General features: G+C 70.6%; 22 protein-coding genes. 21 read left to right on the forward strand and 1 reads right to left on the reverse strand.

Going from position 1 to position 22,590, the window contains the following annotated elements:
• The first annotated feature begins 34 nt into the window (after positions 1 to 34).
• From mltG to nusB, 10 genes are all read left to right on the forward strand, one after another.
• Positions 35 to 2,020: an endolytic transglycosylase MltG gene (mltG, locus tag ACFYNU_RS15840; protein ID WP_356592250.1), complete on the forward strand. Its 1,986-nt coding sequence runs from the start codon at positions 35 to 37 to the stop codon at positions 2,018 to 2,020.
• Entirely contained in the window at positions 2,007 to 2,852 is an 846-nt protein-coding gene (locus ACFYNU_RS15845; RefSeq protein WP_356592252.1) for a shikimate dehydrogenase, read from the forward strand. Before mltG ends, ACFYNU_RS15845 begins: the two co-directional genes overlap by 14 nt.
• A 136-nt stretch (positions 2,853 to 2,988) precedes the next feature.
• On the forward strand, positions 2,989 to 4,173 hold the full coding sequence (aroC, locus tag ACFYNU_RS15850; protein ID WP_356592254.1) for a chorismate synthase: 1,185 nt from the start codon (positions 2,989 to 2,991) through the stop codon (positions 4,171 to 4,173).
• A complete protein-coding gene (locus tag ACFYNU_RS15855; protein WP_356592256.1) occupies positions 4,170 to 4,736 on the forward strand; it encodes a shikimate kinase in 567 nt (188 codons plus the stop codon). The genes aroC and ACFYNU_RS15855 overlap by 4 nt, the downstream gene beginning before the upstream one ends.
• On the forward strand, positions 4,733 to 5,836 hold the full coding sequence (gene aroB, locus ACFYNU_RS15860) for a 3-dehydroquinate synthase (protein WP_356592258.1): 1,104 nt from the start codon (positions 4,733 to 4,735) through the stop codon (positions 5,834 to 5,836). The genes ACFYNU_RS15855 and aroB overlap by 4 nt, the downstream gene beginning before the upstream one ends.
• Positions 5,833 to 6,273, forward strand: coding sequence for a type II 3-dehydroquinate dehydratase (gene aroQ / locus ACFYNU_RS15865; protein WP_356592260.1), 441 nt, complete (start codon positions 5,833 to 5,835; stop codon positions 6,271 to 6,273). The genes aroB and aroQ overlap by 4 nt, the downstream gene beginning before the upstream one ends.
• 153 nt (positions 6,274 to 6,426) lie before the next feature.
• Complete coding sequence (locus ACFYNU_RS15870; protein WP_356592262.1) at positions 6,427 to 7,458, forward strand: AAA family ATPase; 1,032 nt, start codon at positions 6,427 to 6,429, stop codon at positions 7,456 to 7,458.
• 106 nt (positions 7,459 to 7,564) lie between these two features.
• Positions 7,565 to 8,677 (forward strand): aminopeptidase P family protein, encoded by a 1,113-nt coding sequence (locus ACFYNU_RS15875; RefSeq protein ID WP_356592264.1) that lies wholly within the window; start codon positions 7,565 to 7,567, stop codon positions 8,675 to 8,677.
• Positions 8,678 to 8,758: 81 nt separating this feature from the next.
• Entirely contained in the window at positions 8,759 to 9,325 is a 567-nt protein-coding gene (gene efp, locus ACFYNU_RS15880; RefSeq protein WP_356592266.1) for an elongation factor P, read from the forward strand.
• 2 nt (positions 9,326 to 9,327) lie between these two features.
• Positions 9,328 to 9,759 (forward strand): transcription antitermination factor NusB, encoded by a 432-nt coding sequence (nusB, locus tag ACFYNU_RS15885; RefSeq protein WP_356592268.1) that lies wholly within the window; start codon positions 9,328 to 9,330, stop codon positions 9,757 to 9,759.
• Positions 9,760 to 10,211: 452 nt separating this feature from the next.
• Here nusB and bldD read toward each other — a convergent pair whose 3' ends face one another.
• Positions 10,212 to 10,712, reverse strand: a complete 501-nt coding sequence (gene bldD / locus ACFYNU_RS15890; RefSeq protein WP_023542978.1) for a transcriptional regulator BldD — start codon at positions 10,710 to 10,712, stop codon at positions 10,212 to 10,214.
• 216 nt (positions 10,713 to 10,928) lie between these two features.
• On the opposite strand from bldD, the gene pyrR reads away from it, so the two are divergent.
• From pyrR to rpoZ, 11 genes are all read left to right on the forward strand, one after another.
• Positions 10,929 to 11,519, forward strand: coding sequence for a bifunctional pyr operon transcriptional regulator/uracil phosphoribosyltransferase PyrR (gene pyrR, locus ACFYNU_RS15895; RefSeq protein WP_356597222.1), 591 nt, complete (start codon positions 10,929 to 10,931; stop codon positions 11,517 to 11,519).
• Positions 11,520 to 11,646: 127 nt separating this feature from the next.
• Positions 11,647 to 12,669 (forward strand): aspartate carbamoyltransferase catalytic subunit, encoded by a 1,023-nt coding sequence (locus ACFYNU_RS15900; protein WP_356597220.1) that lies wholly within the window; start codon positions 11,647 to 11,649, stop codon positions 12,667 to 12,669.
• 2 nt (positions 12,670 to 12,671) lie between these two features.
• A complete protein-coding gene (locus ACFYNU_RS15905; protein ID WP_356597218.1) occupies positions 12,672 to 13,958 on the forward strand; it encodes a dihydroorotase in 1,287 nt (428 codons plus the stop codon).
• Positions 13,955 to 14,557, forward strand: coding sequence for a hypothetical protein (locus ACFYNU_RS15910; protein WP_356597216.1), 603 nt, complete (start codon positions 13,955 to 13,957; stop codon positions 14,555 to 14,557). Before ACFYNU_RS15905 ends, ACFYNU_RS15910 begins: the two co-directional genes overlap by 4 nt.
• Positions 14,554 to 15,705, forward strand: a complete 1,152-nt coding sequence (gene carA / locus ACFYNU_RS15915) for a glutamine-hydrolyzing carbamoyl-phosphate synthase small subunit (RefSeq protein WP_356597214.1) — start codon at positions 14,554 to 14,556, stop codon at positions 15,703 to 15,705. Before ACFYNU_RS15910 ends, carA begins: the two co-directional genes overlap by 4 nt.
• Positions 15,698 to 19,042, forward strand: coding sequence for a carbamoyl-phosphate synthase large subunit (carB, locus tag ACFYNU_RS15920; RefSeq protein WP_356597212.1), 3,345 nt, complete (start codon positions 15,698 to 15,700; stop codon positions 19,040 to 19,042). Before carA ends, carB begins: the two co-directional genes overlap by 8 nt.
• A gap of 15 nt (positions 19,043 to 19,057) precedes the next feature.
• Positions 19,058 to 20,167 carry a quinone-dependent dihydroorotate dehydrogenase gene (locus tag ACFYNU_RS15925; RefSeq protein ID WP_356597210.1) on the forward strand — a complete coding sequence of 370 codons (1,110 nt, stop codon included), beginning with the start codon at positions 19,058 to 19,060 and terminating at the stop codon, positions 20,165 to 20,167.
• Positions 20,164 to 21,054: an orotidine-5'-phosphate decarboxylase gene (gene pyrF, locus ACFYNU_RS15930; RefSeq protein WP_356597208.1), complete on the forward strand. Its 891-nt coding sequence runs from the start codon at positions 20,164 to 20,166 to the stop codon at positions 21,052 to 21,054. Before ACFYNU_RS15925 ends, pyrF begins: the two co-directional genes overlap by 4 nt.
• 223 nt (positions 21,055 to 21,277) lie before the next feature.
• Positions 21,278 to 21,601 carry an integration host factor gene (locus ACFYNU_RS15935; protein WP_023542987.1) on the forward strand — a complete coding sequence of 108 codons (324 nt, stop codon included), beginning with the start codon at positions 21,278 to 21,280 and terminating at the stop codon, positions 21,599 to 21,601.
• A 38-nt stretch (positions 21,602 to 21,639) separates the two neighbouring features.
• Positions 21,640 to 22,203: a guanylate kinase gene (gene gmk / locus ACFYNU_RS15940; protein WP_356597205.1), complete on the forward strand. Its 564-nt coding sequence runs from the start codon at positions 21,640 to 21,642 to the stop codon at positions 22,201 to 22,203.
• A gap of 80 nt (positions 22,204 to 22,283) precedes the next feature.
• Positions 22,284 to 22,556, forward strand: coding sequence for a DNA-directed RNA polymerase subunit omega (gene rpoZ / locus ACFYNU_RS15945; protein WP_023542989.1), 273 nt, complete (start codon positions 22,284 to 22,286; stop codon positions 22,554 to 22,556).
• Positions 22,557 to 22,590: the final 34 nt, after the last annotated feature.

The following is a 22,590-nucleotide window of genomic DNA, read 5'->3' on the forward strand; positions in this document are numbered from 1 at the left end:
CCGGCACCGGTCGCCTCGCGGCTCTAGGGGATCGATGACTGACTATGGCCGGGGTCGAGGCCCTGAACCGTGGCACCCCGAGGATCCCTTGTACGGGGACCAGGGGTGGGGCGCCCAGCAGGCCGCCGACGGCGGGACTCCTTACGACGCTCAGGCCCAGCAGCCCCCTCCGCAGCAGCAGTACGACCCGCAGTACGGCGCTGGTGGCTGGGACACGGGTCAGCAGCAGTACGCCCAGCAGCCTCACCATCCCCAGCAGCCGCAACATCCTCAATACCCACAGCAGCAGCAACAACACCCCCAGCAGCAGTACGACCCGCAGTACGACGGTGGCGGGTGGGACACGGGTCAGCAGCAGTACGCCCAGCAGCCTCACCACCCCCAGCAGCCGCAGCAACCTCAGTACCCACAGCAGCAGCACCCTCAGCACCAGCAGCCCCCGTACCCGCAGCAGCAGTACAACGATCCCCAGTACGGCCACCAGCAGCAGTACGTCGGTCAGCAGCCCGACAACCCCCAGCAGAATTACGGCGGTTGGGACACCGGGCAGCAGGCGGCCATGCCGTACGGCGAGAACCCGGCCGATCCCTACGGGGGCGGGCAGGGCGCGGGCTACGGCGGCGAGAACCCCGACCCGTACGGCAACTCCGAGGCATACCCCCCGCCCAGCCCTCCGGGACGGCGTCAGCAGGAGCCACCGGCTCCTGCCCAGGACCGGCCCGAGAACGACTGGGACGGCCCGCAGCCCGAGGAGACGCACCCCTTCTTCACCGGCGACGACCGCGACGACCGCGCCGCCCGTGACGACGACCGGGGCCGGGGCCGGGGGAGTCGTGACCTGGACGACGACCGTGAGTACGACGACCGCGAGTACGACGAGGACGACGGCAGGCGCGGCGGAGGCGGTGGCCGCGACCGCCGCGGCAAGTCGAAGAAGAAGCGCCGCGGCGGCGGTGCCTGCCTCGTCGCCTCCCTCGTCCTGGTCGCCGGCGCGGCCGGCGGCGGCTACTACGCCTACCAGTTCTGGCAGGAACGCTTCGGACCCCCCGCCGACTTCGCGGGCAGCGGCACCGGCTCCGTCCAGGTCGAGATCCCGAAGAACGCCGGGCTCGCCGAAATGGGCAATCTGCTCAGGAAAGCCGGTGTGGTCAAGAGCACCCAGGCCTTCATCGACGCGGCGGGTGAGCACCCCAAGGGCAAGACCATTCAGCCCGGTGTCTACCCGATGAAGAAGGAGATGTCGGCGAAGGCAGCGGTCGAGCTGATGACCGATCCGAGCAATCTGAATTCGCTGACCATCGCCGAGGGTACACGCGCCGTCAAGGTCTACGAATTCATCGACACCAAACTCCAGCTCGACCCCGGAACCACCGCGGATGTCGCCAAGGCGGACGCCGGCAAACTCGGCCTGCCGGACTGGGCCGACGACGACAAGAACATAAAGGATCCGCTCGAAGGATTCCTCTACCCCGCGCGTTACGACATCGGTGAGAAGACGAAGCCGCAGGACGTCCTCAAACAGATGGTCGCCCGTTCCAAGCAGGAGTACGAGAACTACGACCTGGAAGAATCGGCCGAGAAGCTCGGTCTGGAGTCGCCGCTCGACGTCGTCACCGTCGCCAGCCTCGTGCAGGCCGAGGGCATGACGCACGACGACTTCAAGAAGATGGCGTCCGTCGTCTACAACCGGCTCAAGCCGACGAACACCGCCACCAACCAGAAGATCGAATTCGACTCGGCGTTCAACTATCTGAAGAACGAGAGCGAGATCGATATCTCGACCTCGGAAATCAGAAGCAACCCCGACCCCTACAACACCTACTTCCACCGGGGTCTGCCGCCGGGGCCCATCGGCAATCCGGGTGCCGACGCGCTGAACGCCGCGACGGGGCCGGACCCCGGCGCCTGGATGTTCTTCATCTCCGTCGACGGCAAGACCACCGAATTCACCAAGACCCTGGCCGAGCACGAGAAGCTGGTCGAGAAGTTCAACGAACGACGGAAGAATGCGGACAACTAGAACCACCGAACGCCGGGCGGCCGTTCTCGGATCACCCATCGCGCACTCACTCTCCCCGGTGCTGCACCGGGCGGCGTACGCCGAACTGGGCCTCACCCACTGGTCGTACGACCGCTTCGAGGTGGCCGAGGCACAGCTCCCCGCCTTTCTGACCGGCCTCGACCCGTCCTGGGCGGGACTGTCCCTGACCATGCCGCTCAAGCGGGCCGTCATTCCGCTGCTCGACGGAATCAGCGAAACGGCGGCGTCCGTGGAGGCCGTCAACACCGTCGTCATCGACGGCGACGGGCGGCGTACGGGAGACAACACCGACATCCCCGGCATGATCGCCGCCCTGCGCGAGCGGGGCGTCACCGCCGTCGAGTCGGCCGCCGTCCTCGGTGCCGGAGCCACCGCCTCGTCCGCCCTGGCCGCGCTCTCCCGCGTCTGCGCGGGCCCGGTCACCGCCTACGTACGCAGCGAGTCCCGCGCCGCCGAGATGCGCGGCTGGGGCGAACAGCTCGGCGTCGACGTCCGCACCGCCGACTGGTCCCGGGCGGCCGACGCGCTCGGCGCGCCCCTGGTGATCGCGACGACCCCGGCCGGCGCCACCGACGAACTGGCGGACCTGGTCCCCGACAGCCCCGGCACACTCTTCGACGTGCTGTACGACCCGTGGCCCACCGCGCTCGCCGCCACCTGGTCCACCCGGGGCGGCGCCGTGGTCGGCGGTCTCGACCTCCTCGTGCACCAGGCCGTCCTCCAGGTCGAGCTGATGACCGGCCGCACGCCCGCCCCGCTCGGCGTGATGCGCAAGGCCGGCGAACAGGCGCTCGGGACCCACGAGGGCTGACCGCCCGCCACCGGGCCCCGCATCCGCAGGCTGGACGGCAGCGCGGGGCGGGTGGCCGGTCATGGCAGGATCGGGACCCCAGGATGCGTACCGCAGTCGTACCGTCGAAGCTGCCGAGAATTACCGAGGAGCACCGTTGAGCAGGTTGCGCTGGCTGACAGCCGGGGAGTCGCACGGCCCCGCACTCGTCGCGACGCTGGAGGGTCTTCCCGCGGGTGTGCCGATCACCACGGAGATCGTGGGCGATCACCTCGCCAGGCGGCGCCTCGGCTACGGACGCGGCGCGCGGATGAAGTTCGAGCGCGACGAGGTCACCTTCCTCGGCGGCGTACGGCACGGGCTGACCATGGGATCACCCGTCGCGATCATGGTCGGCAACACCGAGTGGCCCAAGTGGGAACAGGTCATGTCGGCCGACCCGGTCGACCCCGAGATCCTGGCCGGGCTCGCCCGCAACGAGCCCCTGACCCGCCCGCGTCCCGGCCACGCCGACCTCGCGGGCATGCAGAAGTACGGAGCGTCCGAGGCCCGGCCGATCCTGGAGCGCGCCAGCGCCCGGGAGACGGCGGCCAGGGTCGCGCTCGGCGCGGTCGCCCGCTCTTACCTGAAGGAGACGGCCGGGATCGAGATCGTGTCCCATGTCGTCGAACTGGCCACCGCCAAGGCCCCGTACGGCGTCCACCCGACCCCCGGCGACGTGGAGCGGCTCGACGCCGACCCCGTGCGCTGCCTGGACCCCGAGGCCAGCGAGGCGATGGTCGCCGAGATCGACCAGGCCCACAAGGACGGGGACACCCTCGGCGGTGTGGTCGAGGTGCTGGCGTACGGCGTGCCCGTCGGCCTCGGCTCGCACGTCCACTGGGACCGCAGACTCGACGCCCGGCTCGCCGCCGCCCTCATGGGCATCCAGGCCATCAAGGGCGTCGAGGTCGGCGACGGCTTCGGCCTCGCCCGGGTGCCCGGCTCCCAGGCGCACGACGAGATCATGCTCACCGACGAGGGCCTCAGGCGCGCGTCGGGCCGCTCCGGCGGCACCGAGGGCGGGCTGTCGACGGGCGAACTGCTGCGCGTACGCGCCGCGATGAAGCCCATCGCGACCGTGCCCCGCGCACTCGCCACCGTCGACGTCGTCACCGGCGAGCCCGCCAAGGCGCACCACCAGCGCTCCGACGTCTGCGCCGTGCCCGCTGCGGGCATCGTCGCCGAGGCCATGGTCGCGCTGACCCTCGCCGACGCCGTGGCCGAGAAGTTCGGCGGCGACAGCGTCCCGGAGACCCGGCGCAACGTCGAGTCGTACCTTGAGAACCTGGTCGTCCGATGAGCGGCCCACTGGTCGTCCTGGTCGGCCCCATGGGGGTCGGCAAGACCACCGTCGGCGCGCTGCTCGCCGAACGCCTCGACACCGGGTACCGGGACACCGACGCCGACATCGTCGCGGCCGAGGGCCGCGAGATCTCGGACATCTTCTTCGACGACGGCGAGCAGCACTTCCGGGAGCTGGAGCGGACCGCCGTACGCACCGCGCTCACCGAACACCCCGGCGTCGTCGCGCTCGGCGGCGGGGCGGTCCTCGACAAGGACACCCGTGAACTGCTCACGGGACTGCCCGTCGTCTATCTCTCGATGGAGGCGAACGAGGCGGTACGGCGCACCGGACTGGGCCTGGCCCGCCCCCTGCTCGCCATCAACCCCCGCCAGCAGTGGAAGCTCCTGATGGAGGAGCGCCGCTCCCTCTACACGGAGGTCGCGCGCGCGATCGTCCCGACGGACGAGCGGGCACCCGAAGAGGTCGCCGAGGCCGTCATCGAGGCGCTGGAACTGGGCGCCACGGCCGTCCCCGGAGCCGATCCGTCGGCCAACCCCGGCAAGGAGAACGACGCATGACGACGGACCAGGACCAGCCGGTCACCCGTATCCAGGTCGGCGGCACCGCCGGCCACGACCCGTACGAGGTGCTCGTCGGCCGACGGCTGCTGGGCGAACTGCCCGCGCTCATCGGCGCCCAGGCCAAGCGCGTCGCCGTACTGCACCCGGAGGCGCTCGCCGAGACCGGTGAGACGCTGCGCCAGGACCTGGCGGACCAGGGGTACGAGGCGGTCGCCATCCAGCTGCCGAACGCCGAGGAGGCCAAGACCGTCGAGGTCGCCGCCTACTGCTGGAAGGCGCTCGGACAGACCGGTTTCACCCGCAGCGACGTCATCGTCGGCGTCGGCGGCGGCGCCACCACTGACGTCGCGGGCTTCGTCGCCGCGACCTGGCTGCGCGGCGTGCGGTGGATCGCCGTACCGACCACCGTCCTCGGCATGGTCGACGCGGCGATCGGCGGCAAGACCGGCATCAACACCGCCGAGGGCAAGAACCTCGTCGGCGCCTTCCACCCGCCCGCCGGGGTGCTGTGCGACCTCGCGGCGCTGGACTCGCTGCCCGTGCACGACTACGTGAGCGGCATGGCCGAGATCATCAAGGCCGGATTCATCGCCGATCCGGCCATTCTCGATCTGATCGAGTCCGACCCCGAAGGCGCCCGTGTCCCCACCGGACCGCACACCGCCGAGCTGATCGAGCGCTCCATCCGGGTCAAGGCCGAGGTCGTGTCCAACGACCTCAAGGAGTCCGGCGTACGCGAGATCCTCAACTACGGGCACACGCTCGCCCACGCCATCGAGAAGAACGAACGCTACAAATGGCGGCACGGCGCCGCCGTCTCCATCGGTATGGTCTTCGCCGCCGAACTCGGCCGTCTCGCCGGGCGGTTGGACGATGCCACCGCCGAACGGCACAGCGCCGTCCTGAAGTCCGTCGGACTGCCGCTGACCTACCGGGGCGACCAGTGGCCCAAGCTGCTGGAAACCATGAAGGTCGACAAGAAATCCCGCGGTGACCTGCTGCGATTCATCGTCCTCGACGGTCTGGCCAAGCCGACCGTGCTGGAGGGACCGGACCCGGCCGTGCTGCTCGCGGCGTACGGGGAGGTGTCCGAGTGACCCGTCGGGTGCTGGTGCTCAACGGCCCCAACCTGGGGCGGCTCGGTTCCCGCGAACCGGACGTCTACGGCTCCGTCTCCTACGCCGGTCTTGTGGAGACCTGCCAGTCGACCGGCAAGGAGCTGGACCTCGCGGTTGACGTCCGCGAGACGAACGACGAGGGCGAGCTGATCCGCTGGCTGCACGAGGCGGCCGACGGATCGATCCCCGTCGTGCTCAACCCCGGGGCCTTCACCCACTATTCGTACGGAATGCGGGACGCGGCGGCGCAGCGCACCGCGCCACTGATCGAGGTGCACATCTCCAACCCGTACACACGCGAGGAATTCCGCCATACGTCGGTCGTCGCGGCGGTCGCCAGTGGCACGATCGCGGGATTCGGCATCGGCTCGTACCGACTGGCGCTGCGCGCCGTCGCCGAGGAACTGGACGGCTGACGACGGGAGTCGGCGAAGCCCGAACGGGCGGCCGGGCACTCGGGGCGGGCGTGCGACGTTCTCACGGAGTCGGCCGGTGAAGGTACCGTTCGGTGGCGAGTCGGCCGGGCGGCCGAGCGATCAGTCAGACGTACGAGACGAAAGTGGCACCGGATGCAGCACGCAGTGGGGGCTCCGCTGCCGCCTCCCCATGGTTCGGGACACGGAGCGGGCGGGCAGGACGCGGGCGGGTGGGCGTACGGCTCCCCGCCCCAGGGCCCGCCACCGCACGCCGGCCCTCCCGCGCCCCACGGGCAACCGCCCGTACCGGGCGCGGCGCCGTACGGGGCGCAGCCGCCATCGGGCGGGCACCCGGGACCGCCCGGACACGGCGCACCGCACCAGCATCCACATCCGCACGCGCACCCGCAGGGCGGGCCGCCTCAGCACGGCGGACCGCGCCCGCCACAGGGGCCGCCGCCGTCCGGCCGGTCGACCGGTCCCCAGCGAATCCCGCAGGGGCAGGCGCCCGTCCCTCCGCAGGGCCCCCCGGCGCCACCCGCGCCGGACTCGACCGGGCATGTCCAACTGCCGCCGGGCGGACCGGTTCCGCTGCCCGTGCCGCATCCCGCCGACGGCGGTACGGGCGCCGCCACGCTGGCCGTCCTGCTGATCGGCCCGGCCGGCGCGGGCAAGACGACCGTCGCCCGGCACTGGGCGGCCCGCCGTCCTGTCCCCACCGCGCACATCAGCCTCGACGACGTACGGGAATGGGTCTGCTCCGGCTTCGCCGACCCCCAGTCGGGATGGAACGACCACTCCGAGGCGCAGTACCGGCTCGCCCGCCGCACCTGCGGCTTCGCCGCCCGTAACTTCCTCGCCAACGGCATCTCCTGCATCCTCGACGACGCGGTCTTCCCGGACCGCCCCGTCGTCGGGCTCGGCGGCTGGAAGCGCCACGTCGGCCCCGGTCTGCTGCCCGTCGTGCTGCTGCCCGGCCTGGAGGTCGTCCTGGAGCGGAACGCGGAGCGCAGCGGCAACCGCAGGCTCTCCGACGAGGAGGTCGCGGGGATCCACGGCCGGATGGCCGGCTGGTACGGCTCGGGACTGCCGATCATCGACAACTCGAAGTACGACGTCGAGACGACGGCCCGCGTGCTGGACGACGTACTGGCCCGCTCGATCGCGAGCCCGCCGGCCTGGTAGCCGGGCCCCGTCGGCGCGGCCGGACGGCGCACCGGCGGGGGCCGCCGCGCCCCCGGTCGGACGCGCCGACCGCGCCGAGCCGGGCGCGCGCTCATAGGCTCGATACATGTCAGAGGTGTTCGCGGTCCGTCGCGGGCGGCTGCGTGACCGGTGCGCCGCAGCCGGCACCGATGCCGCCCTGGTCTCACTGCCCGCCAACGTCCGCTATCTCGCGGGCGGGGCGCCACCGGGGGCCGTCCTGCTGGTCGGTGTCGCCGAGGAGCGCGACGTACTGCTCTGCCCCCGCACCCCCACCGGCGACCCGGCCGAGGGCCGTCCCGACGAGGGGCTGCGGCTCACCGTGCTGCCCACCACCTCGGGCGATCCGGCCGTCGCCGCCGCCGACCTCCTCGATCCGGCCACCGCCCGGACCCTCGCCGTGGAGGAGCACCATCTGACCGTCGCCCGCCACCGCGCCATCGGCTCGGTGGCGCCCCGGCTGCTCCTCGCCGATCTCGGCCGCACCGTCGAACAGCAGCGGACGGTCAAGGACGAGGAGGAGATCTCCCAGCTGCGGATCGCCGCCGAGATCTCCGACCAGGCACTGGGCGAACTGCTCGAATCGATCCTCGTCGGCCGCACCGAACGCCATCTCGCCCTCGAACTGGAGCGCCGGCTGGTCGACCACGGCGCCGACGGACCCGCCTTCCGTACCTCCGTCGCCACCGGGCCGAACGCTGGCCGCCCGGGGCACCGGCCGTCGGACCGCAGGGTCGAGGAGGGAGATTTCCTCTCCGTTCGTCTCGGCGCCAACTACCACGGATATCGTTGCGAGATCGGCCGCACCTTCGTCATCGGCTCGTCTCCCGCCGACTGGCAGATCGACCTGTACGACCTGGTGTTCGCCGCACAACGGGCAGGTCGGGAGGCTCTGACGCCCGGAACCGCCTACCGCGACGTGGACCGCGCGGCCCGTCAGCCGCTGGAGTCGGCGGGATACGGCGAAGGGCTCGCGGCCCGTACCGGACACGGTGTCGGACTCGAAATCGACGAGGACCCGCAGTTGGCACCCGCCGCCATGGGTAAACTGGACGCTTGTGTGCCGGTCACCGTCGAACCGGGGGTCCACCTCCCGGGCCGGGGCGGAGTCCGGATCGATGACACGCTCGTCGTCCGCCCCGAGGCGGACGGCGGACCCGAGCTACTCACCATCACGACCAAGGAATTGCTCGCGCTCTAGTGCTCCGGCCGTTTTCGCCGGTCCCGCCGGTGGCGCGCACCCGTGGTCCCACCCAGCTTCAGTCCAGGAGATTCCGCAACCGTGGCTTCCACGAACGACCTCAAGAACGGCATGGTGCTCAAGCTCGACTCTGGCCAGCTCTGGTCCGTCGTCGAGTTCCAGCACGTCAAGCCTGGCAAGGGCCCGGCCTTTGTGCGCACCAAGCTGAAGAATGTGCTCTCCGGCAAGGTCGTCGACAAGACCTTCAACGCCGGCGTGAAGGTCGAGACGGCCAGCGTCGACCGCCGCGACATGCAGTTCTCATACATGGACGGCGAGTACTTCGTCTTCATGGACATGGGTACCTACGACCAGATCCACATCAGCAGGGAGGTCGTCGGCCAGGCCGCGAACTTCCTCCTGGAGGGCTTCGAGGCCACGGTCGCGATGTACGAGGGCAACGCGCTCTACGTCGAGCTGCCCGCCGCCGTCGAGCTGGTCATCGAGCACACCGACCCCGGTGTGCAGGGCGACCGCTCCACCGGTGGCTCCAAGCCCGCCAAGCTGGAGACCGGTTACGAGATCGGTGTCCCGCTCTTCATCACGACCGGCGAGAAGATCAAGGTCGACACGCGCTCCGGTGAGTACCTCGGCCGGGTGAACAGCTAACCGTGGCTGCCCGCAACAAGGCCCGTAAGCGCGCCTTCCAGATCCTTTTCGAGGCCGACCAGCGCGGGGCGCCCGTGCAGACGGTCCTCGCGGACTGGCTTCGGCACGCCCGGACCGACGACCGCCAGCCGCCGGTCAGCGAGTACACGATGGAACTCGTCGAGGGATACGCGCGGTACGCCGAGCGGATCGACGAGCTCATCTCCACCTACTCGGTGGGCTGGACGCTCGACCGGATGCCGGTCGTCGACCGGAACATCGTGCGGCTCGGCACGTACGAACTGGTGTGGGTGGACGGCACGCCGGACGCCGTGGTGATCGACGAGGCGGTACAGCTCGCCAAGGAGTTCTCCACCGACGACTCACCGTCGTTCGTGAACGGCCTCCTCGGCCGCTTCAAGGACCTCAAGCCGAGCCTGCTGCGCGTCGACTAGCGCGATCGCCGAAGCAACTCGAAACGCCGGACGGGCCGCACCTGCGGCCCGTCCGGCGTTTGCGTGTCCGGCCCGCCCCTCTCCGGCGCGAGGGGCCGCCCGTGTCCCGGCCGGGTGCGACTGGGCCATCCGGGTGATGGGCCCCCGAAGCGGCGCCGCCGCTTCGGCCGTACCCGCGTTCGACCCGTCGGCGCGGAGTGACATCTCTCTCGCGTGCCCCGTGATCGTGTCGTGCCGGTCCGCCCCCGTCGGGGCGGACCGGCGCCTGACGGGCCCAGACGGCGCTCTGCGCGCACGCGACGGGCCGCCGGCGCCCTCGGGCAGGTCGTCGGCCGTCCCGGCGGCGTACGGCCCCGACAGGGGCGCCGGCCACCCGGACATGCCGGTGGGGCGGACCGCCGACGCGGTCCGCCCCACCGGATGTGACGTTTCTGCTGTTCTGTACCGGGCTGTCAGCCTTCGTCGTGGGCCACCGCGCGGCGCGCGTCCGCGTCCAGGACACCCCAGCTGATCAGCTGCTCGGTGAGGACCGAGGGCGACTGGTCGTAGATCACCGCGAGGGTGCGCAGGTCGTCCTGGCGGATCGACAGCACCTTGCCGTTGTAGTCGCCGCGCTGGCTCTGGATGGTCGCCGCGTAACGCTGGAGCGGGCCGGCCTTCTCCTGCGGGACGTGGGCCAGACGCTCCAGGTCCAGGACGAGCTTCGGCGGGGGCTCGGCCGCGCCGCCCGGCGTCGTGCCCGGCAGCAGCTCCTGCACCGGCACCCCGTAGAAATCGGCCAGCTCGGCGAGGCGCTGCACGGTCACCGCGCGGTCGCCGCGCTCGTACGACCCCACCACCACGGCCTTCCAACGGCCCTGGGACTTCTCCTCCACGCCATGGAGGGAGAGGCCCTGCTGGGTGCGGATGGCGCGGAGCTTGGCCCCGAGCTGCTTTGCGTATTCGCTGGACATAAGGCTCCCCGGACGCTGGGACAATCTGCGGCTCCGCCGCGTGGCTGGTAACTCACTGTGAGGTTACGCAGCGTGACTTGGATGCGTCAAGCCGAATGGTTCGGACCCACCCCTCCACAAGTCCGGAAAAGGCGCTCGGACCTGGTAATGTCGACGGCGCAAATCCGACGTCCTTTAACGTCCGTCCCGTGAGGCGGAGAAGGAGGTCCGTTTCTTATGGACACGCACAGCTCTGAAGTCGCCCGCCCCGTGCTGGAGGCGCCCGACATCGCACGGGCACTGACCCGTATCGCCCACGAGATCGTCGAACGCGGCAAGGGCGCCGACGACGTGGTTCTGCTCGGCATCCCCACCCGCGGCGTCTTCCTGGCCCGCCGGCTCGGCGAGAAGCTAGAGGAGATCACCGGCGGCAAGATCCCGGTCGGCTCCCTCGACATCACCATGTACCGCGACGACCTGCGGATGCGGCCCGCCCGCGCGCTGGCCCGTACCGACATCCCGGCCGACGGCGTCGACGGACGGCTCGTCGTCCTCGTGGACGACGTGCTCTTCTCCGGCCGTACGATCCGCGCCGCCCTCGACGCGTTGGGCGACATCGGCAGACCGCGCGCGGTCCAGCTCGCCATCCTCGTCGACCGCGGCCATCGCGAACTGCCCATCCGCGCCGACTACGTGGGCAAGAACCTGCCCACGTCGCTGCGCGAGACGGTGAAGGTCCAGCTCGCCGAGGAGGACGGCCGCGACACCGTGCTGCTCGGTCTGCGGAAGTCCGACCCGGGGGAGCCCGGCCCGGCCGGCGAGCAGTAGCGCGGACCTCCGCACGCCGCAGGCCCGTACCCGGCCGACCGCGCGCCGTCGCGTCCCGACGCCGCCGCGCCCTCCCGGGGGACACCCCCGGACCCCAGAGCCACCTCCACACAACGGAGCACACCCGATGCTGCGCCTCACAGGGGCAAGCCCCCGTACCCCCGGCCATCTCATCTCCGCCGCGGACCTCACACGCGACGACGCCGTGCTGATCCTCGACACCGCCGAGGAGATGGCCCGGGTCGCCGACCGGCCCATCAAGAAGCTGCCGACACTGCGCGGCCGTACGGTCGTCAACCTCTTCTTCGAGGACTCGACCCGCACCCGGATCTCCTTCGAGGCCGCCGCCAAGCGCCTGTCCGCCGATGTCATCAACTTCTCGGCCAAGGGCTCGTCCGTCTCCAAAGGAGAGTCGCTCAAGGACACCGCGCTGACGCTGGAGGCGATGGGCGCCGACGCCGTCGTCATCCGGCACGGCTCCTCCGGCGCCCCGTACCGGCTCGCCAACTCCGGCTGGATCGACGGCGCCGTCATCAACGCGGGCGACGGCACGCACGAACACCCCACCCAGGCGATCCTCGACGCCTTCACCATGCGCCGCAGGCTCGTCGGCGCCGACGCGGGCCTCGGCCGGGACCTCGAAGGCCGCCGCATCACGATCGTCGGCGACATCCTGCACAGCCGCGTCGCCCGCTCCAACGTCCTGCTGCTGCACACGCTCGGCGCGCAGGTCACCCTCGTCGCCCCGCCGACCCTGGTGCCGATCGGCGTCGAGAAGTGGCCCTGCGAGGTGAGTTACGACCTCGACCAGGTGCTGCCCAAGTCCGACGCGGTGATGATGCTGCGGGTCCAGCGCGAGCGGATGAACGCCGCCTTCTTCCCCACCGAGCGCGAGTACTCACGGCGTTACGGGCTCGACGGCGAGCGGATGGCCCGGATGCCCGACAACTCGATCGTCATGCACCCGGGCCCGATGAACCGGGGCATGGAGATCACCGCCGAGGTCGCCGACTCCGACCGCTGCACGGCCGTCGAGCAGGTCGCCAACGGCGTCTCGACGCGTATGGCCGTGCTGTATCTGCTTCTTGGCGGCAACGAACCCGCCGTCACCCATTCCCGCGCGTCGTCCGCCACCGAGGAGAGCAAGTAACCATGAGCAAGATCCTGATCCGTGGCGCCAAGGTGCTCGGCGGCGAAGCGCGCGACGTCCTCATCGACGGCACGGTCATCGAGCGGGTCGACACGACGGTCGACGCGGGCGACGCCACCGTCGTCGAGGCCGAGGGGCAGATCCTGCTGCCCGGCCTGGTCGACCTGCACACGCATCTGCGCGAGCCCGGCCGCGAGGACTCCGAGACCGTCCTCACCGGCACCAGGGCGGCGGCGGTCGGCGGCTTCACCGCCGTGCACGCCATGGCCAACACCTTCCCCGTCGCCGACACCGCCGGTGTCGTCGAGCAGGTCTGGCGGCTCGGCCGGGAGTCCGGCTACTGCGACGTGCAGCCGATCGGCGCCGTCACCGTCGGCCTGGAGGGCAAGCAGCTCGCCGAACTCGGCGCCATGCACGACTCGGCCGCCGGGGTGCGCGTCTTCTCCGACGACGGCAAGTGCGTGGACGACGCGGTGATCATGCGCCGCGCCCTGGAGTACGTGAAGGCCTTCGACGGCGTCATCGCCCAGCACGCCCAGGAGCCCCGGCTCACCGAGGGCGCCCAGATGAACGAGGGCATCGTCTCCTCGGAGCTGGGTCTCGGCGGCTGGCCCGCCGTCGCCGAGGAGTCGATCATCGCGCGCGACGTACTGCTGGCCGCGCACGTCGGCTCCCGCGTCCACATCTGCCATCTCTCCACGGCCGGTTCCGTCGAGATCGTCCGCTGGGCCAAGTCCAAGGGCTGGAACGTCACCGCCGAGGTCACCCCGCACCACCTGCTGCTGACGGACGAGCTCGTACGGACCTACAACCCCGTCTACAAGGTGAACCCGCCGCTGCGCACCGAGGCCGACGTCCTCGCGCTGCGCGAGGCCCTGGCGGACGGCACGATCGACTGCGTCGCCACCGACCACGCCCCGCACCCCCACGAGGACAAGGACTGCGAGTGGGCCGCGGCGGCCATGGGCATGGTCGGCCTGGAGACCGCGCTGTCCGTCGTCCAGCAGACGATGGTCGACACCGGTCTCATCGACTGGGCGGGCGTCGCCGACCGGATGTCGTTCCGGCCCGCGCAGATCGGCCGGCTCGCCGGTCACGGCCGTCCCGTCTCGGCAGGTGAGCCCGCCAACCTCACGCTCGTCGATCCCGCTTACCGTGGTGTGGTGGACCCCGCGGGCTTCGCCTCCCGCAGCCGTAACACCCCCTACCAGGGCCGTGAGCTGCCGGGACGCGTCACCCACACCTTCCTGCGGGGCCGTGCCACGGTCGTCGACGGGAATCTGGCGTGAGCGCTGTACTGATCAATCTGGCCGCCGAACAGAAGTCGGCGGATGTGACCGACTGGGCCGCCCGCATCGGCTGGGTGGTGGGTCTGCTCCTGTTCATCGCGTTCGTGTACTGGCTGATGCGCCAGGGCTGGAAGTGGCGCGGGAGCCTTCAGTCCGACCTCCCCGAGCTGCCGCAGGCGCCCGAGGCGGCGGTCGCCGACAAGGACGTGACGCTGCGCCTCAGCGGTCGCTACCACGGCTCCACCACCGCCGGTCAGTGGCTGGACCGGATCGTCGCCCACGGCCTGGGCGTCCGCAGCCGGGTGGAGCTGACGCTCACCGACGCGGGCGTGGACGTCGTACGCCCCGGAGCCACCGACTTCTTCGTCCCGGCCGGCCAACTGCGCGCCGCCCGGCTCGACAAGGGCATCGCCGGCAAGGTCCTCGCCGAGGGCGGGCTGCTGATCCTCACCTGGCAGCACGGCGACAGGCTGCTCGACTCCGGCTTCCGCTCCGACCGCGCGGCGGAGCACGCCGCGTGGGTCGAGGCGATCAACCTCATGAACCAGGCGATCACCACAGACGACGCGCCCATGACGACGGAAGGCACCGCACGATGACCCTCTCCACCCGGGGAGCCGCCGAGGCTCCCGCCGTACTCGTCCTGGAGGACGGCCGCAGCTTCCGCGGCCGTGCCTACGGGGCCGTGGGGGAGACCTTCGGCGAGGCGGTGTTCTCCACCGGCATGACCGGCTACCAGGAAACCCTCACCGACCCCTCGTACCATCGCCAGGTCGTCGTCATGACCGCCCCGCACATCGGCAACACCGGCGTCAACGACGAGGACGACGAGTCCGGCCGGATCTGGGTCGCCGGCTATGTCGTACGCGACCCCGCCCGCACCCCGTCCAACTGGCGCTCCCGGCGCTCGCTGGACGAGGAGCTGGTCCGGCAGGGCATCGTCGGCATCAGCGGCGTCGACACCCGCGCGCTCACCCGCCATCTGCGCGAGCGCGGCGCCATGCGCGTCGGCATCTTCTCCGGCGACGCGCTCGCCGGCGGCCTCCTCGCCGACGACGCGGCGCTCACCGCGCGCGTGCGGGAAGCGCCCGCGATGAAGGGCGCCGACCTCTCCGCCGAGGTCGCCACCGCCGAGTCGTACGTCGTCCCGGCCGTCGGCACCAAGCGGTTCACCGTCGCCGCCATCGACCTCGGCATCAAGGGCATGACCCCGCGGCGGATGGCCGAGCGCGGCATCGAGGTGCACGTCCTGCCCGCCACCGCCACCGTCGATGACGTGTACGCGGTCGAGCCGGACGGCGTGTTCCTCTCCAACGGCCCCGGAGACCCCGCCACCGCCGACCTGACCGTGGTCAAGGGCGTGCTGGAGCGCGGCACCCCGCTCTTCGGCATCTGCTTCGGCAACCAACTCCTCGGCCGCGCGCTGGGCTTCGGCACGTACAAGCTCAAGTACGGCCACCGGGGAATCAACCAGCCGGTGCAGGATCGTTCCACCGGCAAGGTCGAAGTCACCGCGCACAACCACGGGTTCGCCGTCGACGCCCCGCTCGACCAGATCACCGAGACCCCCTACGGCCGCGCCGAGGTCTCCCACGTCTGTCTCAACGACAACGTGGTCGAAGGACTCAGGCTGCTCGACCGGCCGGTCTTCAGCGTCCAGTACCACCCCGAGGCGGCCGCCGGCCCGCACGACGCCGCGTACCTCTTCGACCGCTTCACATCCCTGATGGAGGGCCAGCGTGCCTAAGCGCTCCGATATCCGGTCCGTCCTGGTCATCGGCTCGGGTCCGATCGTCATCGGCCAGGCGGCCGAGTTCGACTACTCGGGCACCCAGGCCTGCCGCGTCCTCAAGGCCGAGGGCCTGCGCGTCATCCTCGTCAACTCCAACCCGGCGACGATCATGACCGACCCGGAGATCGCCGACGCCACGTACGTCGAGCCGATCACCCCCGAGTTCGTCGAGAAGATCATCGCCAAGGAGCGCCCCGACGCGCTGCTGCCCACCCTCGGCGGCCAGACCGCCCTCAACACGGCGATCTCCATGCACGAGAACGGTGTCCTGGAGAAGTACGGCGTCGAGCTGATCGGCGCCAACGTCGAAGCCATCAACAAGGGCGAGGACCGCGACCTCTTCAAGGGCGTCGTCGAAGCCGTCAAGGCGAAGATCGGTTACGGCGAGTCCGCCCGCTCCGTCATCTGCCACTCGATGGACGACATCCTGGCCGGCGTCGAGGAACTGGGCGGCTACCCCGTCGTCGTACGCCCCTCCTTCACCATGGGCGGCGCCGGCTCCGGCTTCGCGCACGACGAGGACGAGCTGCGCCGGATCGCCGGACAGGGCCTGATGCTCTCGCCGACCACCGAGGTGCTTCTGGAGGAGTCGATCCTCGGCTGGAAGGAGTACGAACTGGAGCTGATGCGCGACCGGAACGACAACGTCGTGGTCGTCTGCTCCATCGAGAACTTCGACCCGATGGGCGTCCACACCGGCGACTCCATCACCGTCGCGCCCGCGATGACCCTCACCGACCGCGAGTACCAGCGGCTGCGTGACATCGGCATCGCGATCATCCGCGAGGTCGGCGTCGACACCGGCGGCTGCAACATCCAGTTCGCCGTCGACCCGGCCGACGGCCGGATCATCGTCATCGAGATGAACCCCCGCGTCTCGCGGTCCTCCGCGCTCGCCTCCAAGGCCACCGGCTTCCCGATCGCCAAGATCGCCGCGCGCCTCGCCGTGGGCTACACGCTGGACGAGATCCCCAACGACATCACCGAGAAGACCCCGGCGTCCTTCGAACCGACCCTCGACTACGTGGTGGTGAAGGTCCCGCGCTTCGCCTTCGAGAAGTTCCCCGCCGCCGACGCCACCCTCACCACCACCATGAAGTCGGTGGGCGAGGCCATGGCCATCGGCCGTAACTTCACCGAGGCGCTCCAGAAGGCGCTGCGCTCGCTGGAGAAGAAGGGCAGCCAGTTCTCCTTCACCGGCGACCCGGGCGGCCCGGACGGACCCGGTGGCATCGGCCTCGGTACCAAGGCCGAGCTGCTGGAGCTGGCGAAGGTCCCCACCGACGGCCGGATCAACACCGTCATGCGGGCGATCCGGGCGGGAGCGAGCCAGGAGGAGGTCTTCGACGCGACGAAGATCGACCCGTGGTTCGTCGACCAGCTCTTCCTGATCAAGGAGTACGCGGACGACCTGGCCGCCGCGGAGAAGCTCGACCCCGAACTCCTCGCCGAAGCCAAGCGGCACGGCTTCTCCGACGCCCAGATCGCCGAGATCCGCGGGCTGCGCGAGGACGTCGTACGCGAGGTACGGCAGGCGCTGGGCGTGCGCCCCGTCTACAAGACGGTCGACACCTGCGCCGCCGAGTTCGCCGCGAAGACCCCGTACTTCTACTCGTCCTACGACGAGGAGAGCGAGGTCGCGCCGCGCGAGAAGCCCGCCGTGATCATCCTCGGCTCCGGTCCCAACCGCATCGGTCAGGGCATCGAGTTCGACTACTCCTGTGTGCACGCCTCCTTCGCGCTGAGCGACGCCGGGTACGAGACCGTGATGGTCAACTGCAACCCGGAGACCGTCTCCACCGACTACGACACCTCCGACCGGCTCTACTTCGAGCCGCTCACCCTGGAGGACGTCCTGGAGATCGTGCACGCGGAGACCCTGGCCGGGCCCGTCGCGGGCGTCATCGTCCAGCTCGGCGGCCAGACACCGCTCGGCCTGGCCCAGGCGCTCAAGGACAACGGCGTCCCCGTCGTCGGCACGCCCCCGGAGGCCATCCACGCCGCCGAGGACCGCGGCGCCTTCGGCCGGGTCCTCGCCGAGGCCGGACTGCCCGCGCCCAAGCACGGCACGGCCACCACCTTCGACGAGGCCAAGGCCATCGCCGACGAGATCGGCTACCCGGTGCTGGTCCGCCCCAGCTACGTCCTCGGCGGGCGCGGCATGGAGATCGTGTACGACGAGGTCCGCCTCTCCTCGTACATCGCCGAGTCCACCGAGATCAGCCCCACCCGGCCCGTCCTGGTGGACCGCTTCCTCGACGACGCCATCGAGATCGACGTCGACGCGCTCTACGACGGCACGGAGCTGTATCTCGGCGGCGTCATGGAGCACATCGAGGAGGCCGGCATCCACTCCGGCGACTCGGCGTGCGCCCTGCCCCCGATCACCCTCGGCGGCTTCGACATCAAGCGGCTGCGCGCCTCCACCGAGGCCATCGCGCGCGGGGTCGGCGTCCGCGGCCTGATCAACATCCAGTTCGCGCTGGCCGGGGACATCCTCTACGTCCTGGAGGCCAACCCGCGCGCCTCGCGCACCGTGCCCTTCACCTCCAAGGCCACCGCCGTGCCGCTGGCCAAGGCCGCCGCCCGGATCTCGCTCGGCGCCACGATCGCCGACCTCCGTACGGAGGGCCTGCTGCCCGCCAACGGCGACGGCGGCACCCTCCCCATGGACGCGCCGATCTCCGTCAAGGAGGCCGTCATGCCGTGGTCCCGCTTCCGCGACATCCACGGGCGGGGCGTCGACACCGTCCTCGGCCCGGAGATGCGCTCCACCGGCGAGGTCATGGGCATCGACTCCGTCTTCGGCACGGCGTACGCCAAGTCGCAGGCAGGGGCGTACGGTCCGCTTCCCACGAAGGGCCGCGCCTTCATCTCCGTCGCCAACCGCGACAAGCGATCCATGATCTTCCCCGCGCGTGAACTGGTCGCCCACGGCTTCGAACTGCTCGCCACCTCCGGCACCGCCGAGGTCCTCCGGCGCAACGGCATCAACGCCCGCATCGTGCGCAAGCAGTTCGAGGGCACCGGGCCGAACGGCGAGAAGACCATCGTCCAGCTCATCCACGACGGCGAGGTCGACCTCATCGTCAACACCCCGTACGGCACCGGCGGCCGGCTCGACGGCTACGAGATCCGCACCGCCGCCGTGGCCCGCGGCGTCCCCTGTCTGACGACGGTGCAGGCGCTCGCGGCGGCCGTCCAGGGCATCGACGCCCTCAACCACGGCGACGTCGGCGTCCGTTCCCTCCAGGAACACGCCCAGCACCTCATCGCCGCCCGCGAGGACTAGGAGGAGCCTGCTCCCATGTACCGACTCTTCTTCCGGCTCTTCTTCCGACGGATGGATCCGGAGCAGGCCCATCAGCTGGCCTTCCGCTGGATCCGGTTCGTCGTCGGCGTCCCCGTCCTGCGCACCTTCGTCGCGGCGGCGCTGGCACCTCGTTACAAGGAGCTGCGCACCGAGGCCCTCGGGCTGCGGATGCACGGCCCCTTCGGACTCGCCGCCGGCTTCGACAAGAACGCCGTCGCCGTCGACGCCATGGCCATGCTCGGCTTCGACCACGTCGAGATCGGCACCGTCACCGGGCAGCCGCAGCCGGGCAACCCCCGGCAGCGGCTGTTCCGGCTGCCCGCCGACCGCGCCCTGATCAACCGCATGGGCTTCAACAACGACGGATCGGCCACCGTCGCCCTGCGTCTCGCCACCCGCCGCGCCGTCTTCCGTACGACGGTCGGCGTCAACATCGGCAAGACCAAGACCGTGGCCCCCGACGCGGCGATCCGTGACTATGTGACGTCGACCGAGCGCCTGGCCGCGTACGCCGACTACCTCGTGGTGAACGTCTCGTCGCCCAACACCCCCGGCCTGCGCGACCTCCAGGCCGTCGACCAGCTGCGCCCGCTGCTGAGCGCCGTACGCGAGGCCGCCGACCGCGTCGTCACCGGACGGCGGGTCCCGCTGCTGGTCAAGATCGCCCCCGACCTCGCCGACGAGGACATCGACGCGGTCGCCGACCTGGCCGTCGAGCTGGGCCTGGACGGCATCATCGCCACCAACACCACCGTCGCGCGGCACGGCCTCGGCCTGAAGACGGCCCCCTCGCTGCTCGCCGAGACCGGCGGACTGTCCGGAGCGCCCCTCAAGGAGCGCTCGCTGGCGGTCCTGAGGCGGCTGTACGGGCGTGTGGGAGACCGGATCACCCTGGTCGGCGTGGGAGGCATCGAGAACGCCGAGGACGCCTGGCAGCGGATCCTCGCGGGCGCGACGCTCGTCCAGGGCTACAGCGCCTTCATCTACCAGGGCCCGTTCTGGAGCCGGGGCATCCACAAGGGGCTCGCCGCGCGCCTCGCCACCAGCGAGTACGCCACACTCGCCGACGCCGTCGGCGCCGACACCAGGAAGGTGCGCGCGTGAACGCACCCGCCGCCGAAGTCCGGCCCGCGCCCGACCCGTTCGGGGCCCGGCTGCGCCGCGCCATGGACACCCGGGGCCCGCTCTGCGTGGGCATCGACCCGCACAGCTCGCTGCTGCACGCCTGGGGTCTGAGCGACGACGTCGCGGGTCTGACGGCCTTCACCCGGACGGTCGTCGAGGCGCTGGCCGACCGCGTCGCCGTACTGAAGCCGCAGTCGGCCTTCTTCGAGCGGTTCGGCTCGCGCGGTGTCGCCGTCCTGGAGAAGGCAGTCGCCGAGGCGCGGGCCGCCGGTGCGCTCGTCCTGATGGACGCCAAGCGCGGTGACATCGGCTCCACCATGGCCGCGTACGCCGAGACCTACCTCGACAGGGGCAGCCCGCTCTTCTCGGACGCGCTCACGGTCTCGCCGTATCTCGGCTTCGGCTCGCTGCGGCCCGCCCTGGACGCGGCGCGCGCCGGCGGCTCCGGTCTCTTCGTGCTCGCCCTCACCTCCAACCCGGAGGGCGCGGAGGTCCAGCGGTCCACCACGGCGGACGGCCGGCCGCTCGCGCAGCTGATGCTCGATCACATGGCCGCGGAGAACTCCGGGGCGGCGCCGCTCGGTTCGGTCGGTGCCGTCGTCGGGGCGACCCTCGGCGAGGCCGGTGTGGATCTCGCCATCAACGGTCCGCTCCTCGCCCCCGGCATCGGGGCACAGGGGGCGACCCCCGCCGATCTTCCGGGGGTGTTCGGCGCGGCCGTCGGAAACGTGGTGCCGAGCGTCAGCCGCGGCGTACTGCGGCACGGTCCGGATGTTTACGCCCTGCGTGCGGCGGCGGAGCGGTTCAGCGACGAGGTCCGGACGGCGGTTGAGGGCGTGGTCCGGAGCGCTGACGGAGCGCGCTGAACCGGATTGAAGCAGAAAAGCGGGTTGTTTTGCCTGGAATGTCCTGGTCGAGCGATGCTGACCAGGACTTTTCGGCTGTTCTCGCTGACGAGAGCGGTCTTCAACGCTAGTCTCCGTCGAGAGCCAACGCGTGGAACCTTCGCTCGTTGCTCGCCCTGGTGTGGGGCGAACCAGTTCCTCACCGGTCCGTATCCGACAGTTCGACATCCGAGGTGACGTAGGCGTGGCTCTTCCGCCCCTTACCCCTGAACAGCGCGCAGCCGCGCTCGAAAAGGCCGCCGCGGCTCGCCGGGAGCGGGCCGAGGTCAAGAATCGACTCAAGCACTCCGGCGCTTCCCTCCACGAGGTCATCAAGAAGGGCCAGGAGAACGACGTCATCGGAAAGATGAAGGTCTCCGCCCTCCTCGAATCTCTGCCCGGCGTGGGCAAGGTCCGCGCCAAGCAGATCATGGAGCGGCTCGGCATCTCCGAGAGCCGGCGTGTGCGGGGTCTCGGCTCCAACCAGATCGCGTCGCTTGAACGCGAGTTCGGCGGCGGTGCCGCCTGACGTTCCCGGGCACTCCCGGGAACCTGGATAATCGCTGCATGGCACCAGAGGTACGTTCGCGGCTGACCGTGCTCTCCGGCCCCTCGGGGGTCGGCAAGAGCACGGTCGTCGCCCATATGCGCAAGGTCCACCCCGAGGTATGGCTCTCGGTGTCGGCCACCACCAGAAAACCGCGTCCCGGCGAACGTCATGGCGTCCAGTACTTCTTCGTCGGCGACGAGGAGTTCGACAAACTGGTCGCCAACGGCGAGCTGCTGGAATGGGCGGAGTTCGCGGGCAACCGCTACGGCACGCCGCGTCGCGCGGTGCTCGAACGCCTGGAGGCGGGCGAGCCCGTGCTCCTGGAGATCGATCTCCAGGGCGCGCGGCAGGTCAAGGACTCGATGCCGGACTCCCGGCTGGTCTTCCTCGCGCCGCCGAGCTGGGACGAACTGGTCCGCCGGCTGACCGGCCGGGGCACCGAGTCGCCCGAGGTGATCGAGCGCCGGCTGGAGGCCGCGAAGGTGGAGCTGGCCGCCGAGCCGGAGTTCGACATCTGCCTCGTCAACACCTCCGTCGAGGACGTGGCCCGCGAGCTGCTAGCCTTGATGGCAGTTGTCTGACCCCTGTCTGCTTTCGCGCAGCCGTCGGCAGCACCTCGCATTTCCTGTATTTCCCTGATTTATCTTCGGAAGGCAAGAGAGTGTCCTCTTCCATTTCCACGCCCGAGGGCATCATCAACCCGCCGATCGACGAGCTGCTTGAGGCCACGGACTCGAAGTACAGCCTCGTGATCTACGCGGCCAAGCGCGCGCGTCAGATCAACGCGTACTACTCACAGCTCGGCGAGGGCCTGCTCGAATACGTCGGTCCGCTGGTGGACACGCACGTTCACGAGAAGCCGCTCTCGATCGCCCTGCGTGAGATCAACGCGGGTCTGCTGACGTCCGAGGCCATCGACGGCCCGGCGCAGTAACGGCGACAGTTACTCATCCCACAGGCCCGGCAGC

The organism is Streptomyces sp. NPDC006643 (genome assembly GCF_042870175.1).
Taxonomy (GTDB): Bacteria; Actinomycetota; Actinomycetes; order Streptomycetales; family Streptomycetaceae; genus Streptomyces.

Bases quoted from the DNA above. Each gene is read 5' to 3' on its own strand.
- mltG (WP_356592250.1), top strand. From the start codon at position 35: ATGACTGACTATGGCCGGGGTCGAGGCCCTGAACCGTGGCACCCCGAG.
- ACFYNU_RS15845 (WP_356592252.1), top strand. From the start codon at position 2,007: ATGCGGACAACTAGAACCACCGAACGCCGGGCGGCCGTTCTCGGATCA.
- ACFYNU_RS15855 (WP_356592256.1), top strand. From the start codon at position 4,170: ATGAGCGGCCCACTGGTCGTCCTGGTCGGCCCCATGGGGGTCGGCAAG.
- aroB (WP_356592258.1), top strand. From the start codon at position 4,733: ATGACGACGGACCAGGACCAGCCGGTCACCCGTATCCAGGTCGGCGGC.
- ACFYNU_RS15870 (WP_356592262.1), top strand. From the start codon at position 6,427: ATGCAGCACGCAGTGGGGGCTCCGCTGCCGCCTCCCCATGGTTCGGGA.
- ACFYNU_RS15875 (WP_356592264.1), top strand. From the start codon at position 7,565: ATGTCAGAGGTGTTCGCGGTCCGTCGCGGGCGGCTGCGTGACCGGTGC.
- bldD (WP_023542978.1), bottom strand. From the start codon at position 10,712: ATGTCCAGCGAATACGCAAAGCAGCTCGGGGCCAAGCTCCGCGCCATC.
- pyrR (WP_356597222.1), top strand. From the start codon at position 10,929: ATGGACACGCACAGCTCTGAAGTCGCCCGCCCCGTGCTGGAGGCGCCC.
- ACFYNU_RS15900 (WP_356597220.1), top strand. From the start codon at position 11,647: ATGCTGCGCCTCACAGGGGCAAGCCCCCGTACCCCCGGCCATCTCATC.
- ACFYNU_RS15905 (WP_356597218.1), top strand. From the start codon at position 12,672: ATGAGCAAGATCCTGATCCGTGGCGCCAAGGTGCTCGGCGGCGAAGCG.
- carA (WP_356597214.1), top strand. From the start codon at position 14,554: ATGACCCTCTCCACCCGGGGAGCCGCCGAGGCTCCCGCCGTACTCGTC.
- ACFYNU_RS15925 (WP_356597210.1), top strand. From the start codon at position 19,058: ATGTACCGACTCTTCTTCCGGCTCTTCTTCCGACGGATGGATCCGGAG.
- gmk (WP_356597205.1), top strand. From the start codon at position 21,640: ATGGCACCAGAGGTACGTTCGCGGCTGACCGTGCTCTCCGGCCCCTCG.